This window comes from Streptomyces sp. NPDC047841, from assembly GCF_040704085.1.
In the GTDB taxonomy this organism is placed as follows: Bacteria; Actinomycetota; Actinomycetes; order Streptomycetales; family Streptomycetaceae; genus Streptomyces; species Streptomyces argyrophylli.
The window spans coordinates 24,925-37,207 of sequence record NZ_JBEYRP010000020.1; the positions used below are offsets into that span (position 1 = coordinate 24,925).

Annotated in this window: 9 protein-coding genes and 1 pseudogene; 4 read left to right on the top strand and 6 right to left on the bottom strand. The window is 72.8% G+C overall.

The window, feature by feature from the left end; all coding sequences use genetic code 11:
• Positions 1–53: 53 nt before the first annotated feature.
• Positions 54–791 (bottom strand): trypsin-like serine protease, encoded by a 738-nt coding sequence (locus tag AB0947_RS30280; RefSeq protein WP_366753537.1) that lies wholly within the window; start codon positions 789–791, stop codon positions 54–56.
• A gap of 298 nt (positions 792–1,089) precedes the next feature.
• Here AB0947_RS30280 and AB0947_RS30285 point away from each other — a divergent pair.
• From AB0947_RS30285 to AB0947_RS30295, 3 genes and pseudogenes are all read left to right on the top strand, one after another.
• A pseudogene (locus AB0947_RS30285) lies at positions 1,090–2,010 on the top strand (ABC transporter ATP-binding protein); the annotation flags it as partial.
• Between the two features lie 587 nt (positions 2,011–2,597).
• Positions 2,598–4,028 (top strand): ABC transporter permease, encoded by a 1,431-nt coding sequence (locus AB0947_RS30290; protein ID WP_366753538.1) that lies wholly within the window; start codon positions 2,598–2,600, stop codon positions 4,026–4,028.
• Between the two features lie 54 nt (positions 4,029–4,082).
• Positions 4,083–6,839, top strand: a complete 2,757-nt coding sequence (locus tag AB0947_RS30295) for a bifunctional YncE family protein/alkaline phosphatase family protein (protein WP_366753539.1) — start codon at positions 4,083–4,085, stop codon at positions 6,837–6,839.
• Positions 6,840–6,927: 88 nt separating this feature from the next.
• Here AB0947_RS30295 and AB0947_RS30300 read toward each other — a convergent pair whose 3' ends face one another.
• Positions 6,928–7,935, bottom strand: coding sequence for a hypothetical protein (locus AB0947_RS30300; protein WP_366753540.1), 1,008 nt, complete (start codon positions 7,933–7,935; stop codon positions 6,928–6,930).
• 297 nt (positions 7,936–8,232) lie between these two features.
• Here AB0947_RS30300 and AB0947_RS30305 point away from each other — a divergent pair, with 297 nt between their 5' ends.
• Positions 8,233–9,069 carry an alpha/beta hydrolase gene (locus AB0947_RS30305; protein ID WP_366753541.1) on the top strand — a complete coding sequence of 279 codons (837 nt, stop codon included), beginning with the start codon at positions 8,233–8,235 and terminating at the stop codon, positions 9,067–9,069.
• Positions 9,070–9,142: 73 nt separating this feature from the next.
• Here the strand turns inward: AB0947_RS30305 and pqqE are convergent, their stop codons facing one another.
• Genes pqqE through pqqB form a run of 4 tightly spaced genes read right to left on the bottom strand, consistent with a single transcriptional unit; the run spans position 9,143 to position 12,277 of the window.
• Complete coding sequence (gene pqqE / locus AB0947_RS30310) at positions 9,143–10,336, bottom strand: pyrroloquinoline quinone biosynthesis protein PqqE (RefSeq protein WP_366753542.1); 1,194 nt, start codon at positions 10,334–10,336, stop codon at positions 9,143–9,145.
• The gene (gene pqqD, locus AB0947_RS30315) at positions 10,333–10,602 is read right to left on the bottom strand and encodes a pyrroloquinoline quinone biosynthesis peptide chaperone PqqD (RefSeq protein WP_366753543.1); all 270 of its coding nucleotides are present in this window, start codon (positions 10,600–10,602) and stop codon (positions 10,333–10,335) included. The genes pqqE and pqqD overlap by 4 nt, the downstream gene beginning before the upstream one ends.
• Positions 10,602–11,366: a pyrroloquinoline-quinone synthase PqqC gene (pqqC, locus tag AB0947_RS30320; protein WP_366753544.1), complete on the bottom strand. Its 765-nt coding sequence runs from the start codon at positions 11,364–11,366 to the stop codon at positions 10,602–10,604. The genes pqqD and pqqC overlap by 1 nt, the downstream gene beginning before the upstream one ends.
• On the bottom strand, positions 11,363–12,277 hold the full coding sequence (gene pqqB, locus AB0947_RS30325) for a pyrroloquinoline quinone biosynthesis protein PqqB (protein ID WP_366753545.1): 915 nt from the start codon (positions 12,275–12,277) through the stop codon (positions 11,363–11,365). The genes pqqC and pqqB overlap by 4 nt, the downstream gene beginning before the upstream one ends.
• Positions 12,278–12,283 lie beyond the last annotated feature (6 nt).

The window sequence follows — 12,283 nt, forward strand, 5'->3', positions numbered from 1 at the left end:
CAACGGCGGCCGTACGGCCGCGGCAGCCGCGCCCGTCACGGCGCGGGGCCCGGCTAGCGACCCCCGGTGCGGACGACCCACTTGATCCACGAGCGCAGGCGCGTGACGTCTCCGAACGAGGCGACCTGCGCCCGGTCCGACGCGGACAGGACGCCCACGAGCACCTCTCGGCCCGCCTTGTCGAACGCCGTCGCCGGGCCACCCGAGTCACCGCCCGCCGGCAGACCGGTACCGCGCTGGACGCAGAAGTCCCCGGTCCCCGCGAGCAGATCGCACCGCGGGTCCGTGTGCCTGACGATCGTGACCTGCGCCTGCTTGAGCACGTTCGACTGGCACGAGCCCTCGCTGCGCGGCGGCGCGCACGTGGCCCCCCAGCCGTAGGACCGCACACCGCGCCCCACCTTCACACGGTCGCCGGTTCCCACCGCGAGGGGCTCGACGTCCAGGCGGGGCACCCGTACGAGCGCCACGTCGGCCCCGGGCGCGAACACCGTGCCGTTCTCGACGCGACGCACGGTCTTCCCGTGCCGCTGGTCGAGACTGCCGACGCGGAACGTGATGTCCCAGTTGTCGTAGCGGACGCAGTGACCGGCGGTGATCACCCACTCGGGGGCGACGACGGTGCCCGTGCAGGACGGCTCTCCGTCGATGTAGACGCGCACCGCCCATGGGCCGTGCTTGCTGACCGTGCCTCCCTGGATGGCCGAAGCGGGGTCCGCCGTCGCCAGGAAGAAGGCGATGAACGCGCCGATCGCGCCGATCGCGCCGTGTACACGCGTCTTGCTCAACATGGGGTTTCCTCGGTTGGTTTCGGTAGCTGCCGGTTGCATGCGTCCGGCAAGAGCGAAGGGCCGTCCGGGCGGTTCCGCGACCGCGCGATCCGTGCACTGCGGGAACAGAACGGTTCCCTCCGTGCTGACGTCCGGTCAGAACGTCCGGGCAGAACGCCCATACGGGGACGACCACAGGCGCTCCGGACGCCGATTGACTCGCGTTTGGTTTTCCGTTCCCTGAGCGTTCAACCGGGGATCGCTGTCGGTGTCGTGTGAGCTTCCTAGGGTCCATGAGGCTTTCCGAAAGAAGGGGCTCATGGACGCACAGCTCGCGATCCGGGCGCGCGGCATCACCAAGTGTTTCGGTGAGGTCGTCGCGCTCGACGGCGTGGATCTGGAGGTGCCGCGGGGGCAGATCCACGGCCTGGTCGGCCCCAACGGTGCCGGCAAGACGACGCTGCTCGGCCTCCTCCTCGGCCTCGCCGTGGCCGACAGCGGCAGCCTGGAGATCCTCGGCACGCCGGTGGGCCGCGCGTTCGAAGCCCCCGGCGGTGTCTCCGGGTTCGTGGACGGGCCGGGGCTGTACCCCTCGCTCACCGCCCGGCAGAACCTCGCCGCGCTCGCCGCCCTGCGCGGCGACGACACGCGGTCCGCGGGGATCGACGACGCCCTCGCACAGGTCGGACTCACGGACGTCGCCGACGAGCGCACCCGCGGCTTCTCCCTGGGCATGCGGCAACGGCTCGGCCTCGCCGCGGCCCTGCTCACCCGGCCGCGGCTGCTCATCCTGGACGAGCCCTCCAACGGCCTGGACCCGGCCGGGAAGAAACACGTCCACGGTGTCCTCGCCCGGCTCGGCCGGGAGGGCACGAGCGTCGTGCTCTCCAGCCACCGGATGGACGACCTGGAGGCCCTGTGCTCCGAGGTCACCATCCTCGCCACCGGACGCGTCGTCTTCTCCGGGCCGCTGGGCGAACTGGCCGCCGAGAACGGTGAACTCGACTACCGGCTGGTCACGTCCGACCCGGAGCGCGCACGCCGGCTGGCCGCCGGCGCGCCCGGCATCCGCCTGGCCGACGACGCCGCGGGACGCCGGGGAGACGAGGCGCTGGTGCTCAGCGCGCTGGTGCCCGCCCTCGACGAGCTGGTGGCGCGGCTCGTCCACGAGGGCATCGCCCTGCGCGAACTCGCGCCGCTGGTTTCCCCGTTGGAGGCGGCGTTCCTGTCCCTGACGGAACCCGCCGGCGGACAACGGGGCGACTCCGGCGCCTGGCAGCGGGATGACTCCGTCGGCTGGCGGCGGGGCGGTGCCGAAGCCAAGGAGGTGGCGGGCGTCGAGGGCCCGCAGCGGGATGGCGCCGACGCCGGGCCACGGGGTGCCGCCGCCGCCCGCCAGCGGGACGGCGTCGAGACTCCGCAGCGGGATGCCGCTAACGCCCGCCAGCGGGGCGGTGCCGAGGCCCAGGAGGTGGAGGGCGTCGAGAGCCCGCAGCGGGATGGCGCCGACGCCGGGCAACGGGATGCCGCCGCCCGCCAGCGGGACGGCGTCGAGACTCCGCAGCGGGATGCCGCTAACGCCCGGCAACGGGGTGGTGCCGAGGCCCGGCAGCGGGACGGTGCCGAAGCCCGGCAACGGGACGGCGTCGACGCCCAGCAGTTGGACGGCGCCGAGCCCTCGCAGTTGGACGGCGCCGAGCCCCCGCAACGGGATGATGCCGCCCCCCGCCGGCGGGACCGTGCCGCCGCCCGCCAGTCGGACGGCGTCGAGCCTCCGCAGCAGGACGCCCCCGAGAAGTCCGTCGCCCAGCAGCAGGAGACCGGTCGATGACCGCAACGCCGACCCCCACCGCGACCACATCCCCGACGCCCGCCACACCCCCGGCCCCGGCCCCCACCGCCGTACCCCTCGCGCACACCACCGCATCAGGCCGCGTCACAGTTGCCCGGAGCTACCGCTTCGAAGTCGTCAAACTCCTCTCCCAGTGGCGCGTCCGCCTGCTGCTCCTCGCCTGCTGGATCGTGCCGGCGCTCTTCGTCGCCGGGGTGAGCGGGCAGAGCACGCTGCCCACGGACACCCTCTTCGGCCGCTGGATGCACGCCACCGGATGGGCCGGCCCGCTCGTGACGCTCGGCTTCGCCGGCACCTGGGCGCTCCCCCTGCTCACCTCCGTCGTCGCCGGCGACGTGTTCGCCTCCGAGGACCGGCTCGGCACCTGGCGCCACCTCCTCGTCGCCGTCCGCTCGCCCCGGCGGATCTTCGCGGCGAAGGCACTGGCCGGCCTCACCGTCATCCTGCTGCTCGTGGCCGGACTGGCCGTCTCCAGCACGGCCGGCGGGCTGGTCGCGGTCGGCAACCAGCCGCTCGTCGGCCTCGACGGCCACCTGCTCACGCCGGGGGACGCCGCCGGCACCGTCCTGGCCGCCTGGGCCGCTGTGCTCGCCCCGACCCTGGCCCTCGCCGGGATCGGGCTGCTCGGCTCGGTCGTCCTGGGGCGCTCCCCGATGGGTCTGCTGCTGCCCGCGCTCGTCGCGCTCGCGATGCAGCTCGCCCAGATGCTGCCGCTCCCCGTCGCCCTGCGCCTCGCCCTGCCCGGCGACGCCTTCCTCACCTGGAACGGCCTGTTCACCGGCCCGGCGCAGCTCACCCCGCTCCTGATCGGCATCGTTGTCAGTCTCCTGTGGGCCGTGACGGCGACGGCGCTGGCCTATGTCCTCTTCCTGCGGCGCGACTTCACCAACCCCACCGACGACGGCTCGGCGCGCCGCGCGGTCACCACGGCGGCCCTGCCGCTCGCGGCGCTGCTCGGCGTGACCGTCGCGGTCGTGGCGGCGACGACCACGGCCACGGGCTCCGGGATCGAGCAGGCCAAGGTGGAGCGCTCGCTCGCCACGGAGTTCGCCCACCTGTACCGCCTGCAGACCGACCAGCTCCACCGGCCCGCCGTCACCGAGGCGCAGTTGAGGACCTCGGCGGCGTGCACCAAGGCCGGTGTCCAGGACGGCGCGCAGGGCCCGGGCAACGACTGGCGGTGCGTCGTCTCCTGGCACCTGCCGGGCGTCGCGGCCACCGGGTCGGCCGTCTACCAGCTCGACATCACGGCGGACGGGCGGTTCGTCGCCGACGGCGACGGACCGAAGGAAGTCAACGGCTACTTCGTGGTGCGCACCTCCACCGGAGACGCACCGAACCCGCTGTGGCAGTTCGACGGCGACGTCGACCTGCTCTCCGCCTCCCCGGACTCCCGGACCCCCTGAACTTTCCCTTCCCGGCCACCCCCCAACTCCGCCCCGAATCCCGAGGAATGACGCATGCAGATAACACGCCGCCGCCGGCAGGCCGAGAAGAAGTACTACGACCTGCTGGGCAGACGTGTCAGCCGCCGGGCCACCCTGGTCACGGCGTGCATCACCACGGCCGCCCTGGCCACCGGCACCGCCGTCGCCCAGACCCGCCAGTTCGGCACCGAGCAGGTCGGCCAGGTCACCGACAAGGGCCAGGTCGTCTCCGCCGACCAGTACATCGACCCGTACGGCGACCGCCTCGTCATCGACGACGGCAAGATCATGTCGTCGACGGTCAGCCCGGACGGCGGCCACCTCGTCGCCTCGGTCACCGACGGCGACGCCTCGCTGGTCGTCGTGGACCTCGCGACCGGGCAGATCAAGCAGCGCGTCGGCACCAACGCCGCCGACGACCTGCGCATCAGCAGCAACGCCGTCGGCCAGGAAGGACCGACGTACTCGCCCGACGGCAAGCAGCTGTGGCTGGGCCAGCTCGACGGCTACACCAAGTTCACCGTGAACCCGGACGGCACCCTCGCCAACCCGGTGGCCGTCAAGATCCCGGCCGACGGCAGCAAGCAGGCCCTGGCCGCCGCGGCCGTCTTCTCGGCCGACGGCTCCACCGTGTACGCCGCGGTCAACGGCCAGAACCGGGTGGTCGCGATCGACGCGGCGACCGGCACCGTCAAGCAGAGCTGGACGGTGGGCAACGCCCCGCGCGGCATGGCCCGGGTCGGCGACAAGCTCTACGTCAGCAACGAGGGCGGCCGGCCCGCGAAGGCCGGCGAGTCCACGCTCAACTCCTACGGCACCCAGGTGCCGGCCGACCCCAAGACCGGCGCCACCACCACCGGCACCGTCAGCGTCATCGACCTGGCCGACCCGTCCGCCGCCGTCGGCACCATCGACGTCGGCCTGCACCCGACCGCCGTGTACGCCCAGCGCGGCGCGGTGTTCGTCACCAACACCGCCGACAACAACGTGTCGGTCATCAGCACGGCCAAGGACAAGGTCGTCCAGACCATCTCCACCCAGCCGTGGCCGGAGGCCTCGGTCGGCTACGAGCCCGACGCGGTGACCCTCACCGACGACGGCCGGCTGCTGGTGACGCTCGGCCGCGCCAACGCCGTCGCCGTCTACCGCTACACCTCCCCGCAGGAGCCGGTCAGCTACGTCGGCCTCCTGCCGACGGACTACTTCCCCGCCGAGATCACCACCGTGGGCAAGAAGGTCGTCGTCTCCAACACCCGCGGCATCGACGCGCGCCGCCCCGCCGCCGCCGGCCACGGCACCCATGACACGACCTCCAGCCTGACGCAGTTCACCCTGCCCAGCGACCGTGTCATCCGCTCCCAGACCGCCAAGGTCTTCCAGCAGAACGGCTGGACCGCCGACTCCGTGCGGCTGGCCAAGGGCCACGGCAACGGCAACGGCAAGGCGCAGCCGGTCCCGACGCGGATCGGCGACCCGTCGACGATCAAGCACGTCTTCCTGATCGTCAAGGAGAACCGCACCTACGACCAGGTCCTCGGTGACGTCCCCGAGGGCAACGGCGACCCGTCGCTGACACAGTTCGGCGAGAACGTCACCCCCAACCAGCACGCGCTGGCGGAGCAGTTCGGGCTGTACGACAACACCTACGACATCGGCACCAACTCCGCCGAGGGCCACAACTGGCTCATGCAGGCCGACAACCCCGAGTACACCGAGTCCTCGGCCGGCGAGTACAAGCGCAGTTACGACACCGAGGACGACGCACTCGGCCACCAGAAGACCGGCTTCCTGTGGTCGGGCGCGCAGGCGGCCGGCAAGTCCGTGCGGAACTTCGGCGAGTTCCAGCAGTTCCTGACGAAGCCGTCCGGCGCCAGCTGGCAGAACCTGTACTGCGACGCCAAGAACATGGACGCCACCGGGCAGGCCACCGCCTACCCGCTGAACTCGTCCTCGCCGATCCCGTCGCTCAACAGCGTCTCGGTGCCCGGCTTCCCGAAGTTCGACACCAGCGTCCCGGACCTGTACCGGTACCAGATCTGGAAGCAGGACTTCGAGAAGAACGGCCCGGCGAACCTGAACATGTTCTGGCTCTCCAGCGACCACACCGGTGGTCCGGCGAGCCCGGCCGCCCAGGTCGCCGACAACGACCTGGCCACCGGCAAGATCATCGACAAGATCTCGCACAGCAAGTACTGGAAGGACTCGGCGATCTTCGTCGTCGAGGACGACTCCCAGGCCGGCCTGGACCACGTCGACGGCCACCGCGCCCCGGTCCAGATCATCAGCCCCTGGGCCCAGCACGGCACCGTCGACAGCCACTACTACTCGCAGATCACGATGATCCGCACCATCGAGCAGATCCTCGGGATCCACCCGATGAACCAGAAGGACAGCGCGGCGACCCCGATGCGGGGCGCGTTCACCCACAAGCCCGACTACACGCCGTTCACCGCCCTGCCCAACCGCACCTCGCTGACCGACGGGTTGAAGACCCCGCCGGCCTGCGGCGTGGACACCCCCGCCGCCCAGGACCCCAAGGCCGCGGCCGTGCCGTCGGCGAAGGTGCCGGCCGGCAAGGAGTCCCTCGCCGCCGCGTGGGACGCCTGGAAGGCCAAGCAGCACCTGACCGGCCCGCACGCCGTCCCCGACTACGCCAACCCGGCCCAGATGAACCACCTCACCTGGTACCAGACCCACAACTGGGCGCGCCCGTACCCCGGCGAGAAGAAGATCTACGCCCCGAACGACGTGCCCGGCGCCTACATCCCGTCGGCGGAGTCCGACGGCTGACGGTCCGGCCGCCGGCAGCCTGACGGCTGACACGCGCCGATCCGCCGAGGACCCCTGTCGGGCCGACCGCCCGACAGGGGTCCTCCTGTCAGAAGTCCTCGCCCGGGAAGTCCTGGTCGAGACCGCTCGTGTCGATGCCGGCGGCGTCGACCGGCGGGCCGCCGAGGAAGCCGCTCATCAGGTCGCCCAGGTCCAGCTTGGTGGCACCGGCCGGAGCGGTCGGCCTGGTGCCCTCGCCCAGCCGCAGCGTCAGGCCCAGCTTCTTGACCTTGGCGGTCCCGGCCAGCTTGGCGAGGTCCACGTCCACCTGGGACAACTCGCCGTGCCTGAGGGTGAAGTCCGCCGTCACCCTGGCGTTGGGCGCGTCCTTCAGGTCCTTGTCCGTCGGCAGCTCCATGCCCGGCGGCAGGTCCTTCGCCAGCGGCCGCAGCTCGCCGAACAGTTCGGTGACCAGCGTGCGGAAGGGCGCCGTCGCGGTGACGTGCTCGGTGCCGTCCCCGCCGCCGGCCGTCTTGAAGCGCACCTCACGGGCGACGACCTCGCGCAGCGCCTGCACCAGCTTCTTCTGCGTCCTGGCGTCCAGGGACGGCGCGGGCGCGGGGCCGCCGTCGCCCTCCCCGCCCTCGGCGGCGGCCTTGTCCATCTCCTTGGTGCTGAACTTCACCCACTTGCCCTCGAGGACGGCCTTGAACGGCCCGGCCCCCGGCGGCAGGTCGTCCGCGGACGGAACGGGGCTGCCCGACACCTTGCCCATGGCGTCCATGTCGGCGCGGATGTAGGTGTAGTCGCCGATCACCCGGTACTCGGCGAGGTCGCCGTCCGGGGTGCTGACCTTCATGGCCGTGCCGACGAGGTCCTTCTCGCCGGACTCGGCGAGCGGCTTCTTCGACTCCACGGTCACCGTGATCTTCGCGCCGCTGATCAGCTCGGCGGCCTCGTCCGGGATCTCCTCACCGGGCGCGGGGTCGGACTTGGCGTCCAGCGCCTTCAGGGTCGCGGCGTCGGCGTCGACGTCGAGCTCGAAGGAGAGCCTGTTCTTCTTGCCCAGTTCCTCGAAGGCCCGGTCGAGCTTCCTGCCGGCGGACAGCTGCTCCACCGTTCCGCAGGCGGCGGAACCCGCGAGGACGGCACCGACGACGGCGGTGGCGGTCAGGGTCTTGCGTATGGCGTTGATGATGGTCTCCTCGTTGCTCCGATCACCATGTGATCGAACAGAAGACTCACAACCCGCCCACAGGGTTGTACGGCCCGTCGCGGAGGCGGAGGTGCCGCCGAGAACACCGCGCGTCCTGGCACTGACAGACAAGAAGCAGTGCGCTCGCCGACAACAGACGGCGGCGTCCGCCGCCCTAGCATGACCGCACAAGCCACTCCCAGCGAAGGACATGAGACCGTGCCGTACATCACCGTGGGCCAGGAGAACTCCACCACCATCGACCTGTATTACGAGGACCACGGCAGCGGGCAGCCCGTCGTCCTCATCCACGGCTTCCCGCTCGACGGCCATTCCTGGGAGCGGCAGAGCGCCGTGCTGCTGGACGCCGGCTACCGCGTGATCACCTACGACCGCCGCGGCTTCGGGCAGTCCAGCCAGCCCACGACCGGGTACGACTACGACACCTTCGCGGCCGATCTGAACACCGTGATGGAGACGCTCGATCTGCGGGACGCCGTTCTGGTCGGCTTCTCCATGGGCACGGGCGAGGTCGCCCGGTACGTGTCCGCCTACGGCTCCGCCCGGGTCGCCAAGGTCGCCTTCCTGGCCTCGCTGGAGCCCTGCCTGCTCAAGAGCGACGACAACCCCGACGGGGTCGCCCCGAAGGAGTTCTTCGACGGTGTCGTCGCGGCCGTCAAGGCGGACCGCTACGCCTACTACACGGACTTCTACAAGGACTTCTACAACCTGGACGAGAACCTCGGCACCCGGATCAGCGAGGAGGCCGTGCGCAACAGCTGGAACGTCGCCGCGAGCGGCGGGTTCTTCGCCGCCGCCGCCGCGCCGTCCACCTGGTACACCGACTTCCGCGCCGACATCCCGGCCATCGGCGTGCCGGCCCTGATCCTGCACGGCACCGGCGACCGGATCCTGCCCGTCGAGGGCACCGCCCGGCCCTTCCACAAGGCCCTGCCGTCCGCCGACTACGTGGAGATCGAGGGCGCCCCGCACGGTCTGCTGTGGACCCACGCGGAGGAGGTCAACACCGCGCTGCTCGCCTTCCTGGCGAAGTGACGCCAGTCGCCGCCCCGGCCGACGGCCGGGGCGGCGAGGGCGCCCGGTGGCCACCCGCGTCACCACCCCTTCATCAGCGGCCCTGGTTCCCGCCCTTCGGTCCGTCGGCGGTGACGGCGGCGGGTGCCGGGGCCGGGGCCGGAGCCGGTGCGGGGACCGCTCCGGGCCGGCGGTAGACGTACGGCGGTGCCTCGGTCCGGTCGGCGTCGGCCGGGTCCCGGACGAGGTGGTGGTCGGGGGAGAGCGCGCACGCCGGGTCGGTGCGCGCGGCGTCGCCGGTGAGGGCGAACGCCTGGCAGCGGCAGCCGCCGAAGTCCTCCTCCTGACGGGGGCAGCCCCGGCAGGGGCCCGTCATCCAGTCGGTGCCGCGGAAGCGGTCGAACGCCGGGGACCGCTCCCAGATCCAGGCGAGCCGGTGGTCGCGGACGTTGGGCGGGTCGAGGTCCGGCAGGGAGGCGGCCGCCGGGCAGGGCAGCACGGTCCCGTCCGGCGCGACGGTGAGCGAGACCGCCCCCCAGCCGCCCATGCAGGGCTTGGCCACGCCGTCGAAGTAGTCGGGGACGACCCACACCAGGTCGATCCGGCCGGCGAGTTCCTCCCGGCGGCGTTCCACGGTCTCCCGGGCGCGGGCCAGCTGGTCGCGGGTGGGCAGCAGCGCGGCCCGGTTGAGCAGGCCCCAGCCGTAGAACTGCGCGTTGGCCAGCTCGATGCGGTCCGCGCCCCAGGCCAGGCCGAGCCCGATGACGGCGTCGACGGCGTCGAGGTTGTCGCGGTGCAGCACCACGTTCAGGCCGAGCGGCACCCCGGCCCGGCGCACGAGCGCCGCGGCCCGTTCCTTCGCGGCGAAGGAGGCGGGGCGCCCGGCGATGCGGTCGTTGGCCCCCGCGTCGGCGTGCTGGACGGACAGCTGGACGCTGCGCAGCCCGGCCCCGGTGAGGGCGGCCAGCCGGGCCTCGTCCAGCCCGGTCCCGCTCGTCACCAGCTGCGTGTAGATCCCGGCGGCCTCGGCGGCGGCGACGATCCGCTCCAGGTCCGGGCGCAGCAGCGGCTCACCGCCGGACAGGTGTGTGTGCACGACGCCCAGCTCACCGGCCTGACGCAGGACGTCCGACCACTCGTCGGTGCTCAACTCGGCGGAACGGCGGGCCAGTTCCAGCGGGTTGGAGCAGTACGGGCAGTGCAGCGGGCAGGCGTGGGTGAGCTCGGCGAGCAGGGCCCAGGGCGGCGCGGGCGCCACGCCGGACGCGGGGTTCACGGGGGCGGTCACGTCAGCCAGCCCTCCTGCCGCAGGCTGTCGAGGAAGGCGGGGACGGTGGCGGCCACCGGCGCTCCGGGGAAGCGCTCGGCCAGCTCGCCGACGATCCCCGGCACGGTGCGGGTGCCGTCGCACAGGCCGACGACCGTCCCGCCGTGCCCTTCGAGGACGACCACGCGTTCCGGCAGGACCAGCAGGTCCGTGCCGCGCACGGCGTCGTGCCGCAGCATCAGCGCGGGGGCGAGCGCCGGGCACCACTGCTCCGCGGTCCGCGGCATCACACCCGCTCCAGCGCGCTGTCCCGGCCGTGCGCCCGCTCGCCCTGCCCCGGCATGCCCGCGTACTGCTGTACGGCGTCGAGCAGGGACCACAGCACATCGCACTTGAAGGAGAGCGCGGCCACGGCCTTCTCCTGCTCCTCGCGGGTCCGGGCCCACTCCAGCACGAGGTCCAGCGCCTCGGCACTGTCGCGCCGGCCCTGGTCGACGCGGGCGCGGAAGTAGGCGAGCCCGTCCGGCGCGATCCAGGGATAGTGGCGCTCGAACGCCTCGATGCGCCGGCGCATCAGACCGGGAGCGGTCAGCTCGGTGAGCGAGGCGGCGACGGCCTCCAGGGTGGAGCGCAGGCGGCAGAAGGTGACGTAGCCCTCCACGGCCAGCCGGACGCCCGGCAGCACGGTCCCGCCCGACAGCAGGACCTCGCGGTCCACGCCGGCCGCCTCGCCGAGCCGCAGCCAGCGCTCGATGCCGCCCTCGCCCTCGCCGCGTCCGTCGTGGTCCTCGATCCGCCGCAGCCACATGCGCCGCAGCCGCGACGAGTCCAGCTTCGCGATGATCAGCGCGTCCTTGACCGGGATGTGGCGCTGGTAGTGGAAGCGGTTGGTGATCCAGCAGCGCACCTCGTCCGGACTGAGGTCGCCCTCGTGCATGCGGACGTTGAAGGGATGGCGGTCGTGGTAGCGGTCCTGGCCCACCGCGCGCAGGCGGTCCTCGAACTCGGCGCGGCTCCAGGGCTTCACCGGCGGGGCGAGTGTCGTGGTCACAGCTCGATCACCATTCCGTCTTCGGCCACCCCGAGGCCCAGCCGGGCGAGCCGCTTGTGCTGCGGCGCGGCGGGGTCGACGAGGGGGTTCGTGTTGTTGAGGTGGGTGTAGAGGCAGCGGGCGGACAGCGTGGCGAGGATGCCGGCGGTGCCGCCCGGTCCGTCGATGGGCAGGTGCCCCATGCCCGTCGCGGTGCGGGGGGAGATGCCGGTGCGGCGCGGCTCCTCGTCGTCCCAGAAGGTGCCGTCGACGATGACGCAGTCGGCCTCGGCGGCGGCGCGGTGCAGCTCGTCGGACCAGGCGGCCACGGCCGGCGCGTACAGGGCGGTGCCGCCGGTGACGGGGTCGTACAGGCGCAGCGCGACGACCCAGGCGTCGTCACCGGGGGCGTCGGCGGCGTAGCGGGGGCGCTTGCCGGAGACGGGTACGGCGCTGATCCGCAGGCCGGATCCGGCCGGGAGGCCCGTGTCGGCGTGCAGCGGCTGTGCCCCCCGGCAGCGCAGCTCCCGCCAGGTCAGATCGGTGTACGGGGCGAGGACCGGGCCGAGGCGCAGCCGGCCCTCGACGGCCTCGCGGACCGGGGCGGTGGCGAGGATCTCCAGGCGGTCCGCCTCGCGCAGCCGTCCGATCCCCAGCGTGTGGTCGAGTTCGGCGTCGGTGAGCACGACTCCGGCGACCGGCGTCTGCCGGGGCCGGGGCCCGGGGTGGAGGACCGGGTGGGCCTCGATCTGGTCGCCGATGTCGGGGGTCGCGTTGACGAGGTACCAGCGGCCCTCGTCGGCGCGGACGGCCAGCGAGGCGTGTCGGCGGCGCCGCCCGGGGTGGGCGCGTGCCCCGGAGCACCCGGGGCACGCGCAGTTCCACTGGGGGATGCCGCCGCCGGCCGCGGTACCGAGAACCTGCAGCAGCATGCCGGC

Excerpts from the sequence above, each read along its gene's own strand:
- AB0947_RS30280 (WP_366753537.1), bottom strand. The coding sequence starts at position 791 with ATGTTGAGCAAGACGCGTGTACACGGCGCGATCGGCGCGATCGGCGCG.
- AB0947_RS30290 (WP_366753538.1), top strand. The coding sequence starts at position 2,598 with ATGACCGCAACGCCGACCCCCACCGCGACCACATCCCCGACGCCCGCC.
- AB0947_RS30295 (WP_366753539.1), top strand. The coding sequence starts at position 4,083 with ATGCAGATAACACGCCGCCGCCGGCAGGCCGAGAAGAAGTACTACGAC.
- pqqD (WP_366753543.1), bottom strand. The coding sequence starts at position 10,602 with ATGCCGCGGACCGCGGAGCAGTGGTGCCCGGCGCTCGCCCCCGCGCTG.
- pqqB (WP_366753545.1), bottom strand. The coding sequence starts at position 12,277 with ATGCTGCTGCAGGTTCTCGGTACCGCGGCCGGCGGCGGCATCCCCCAG.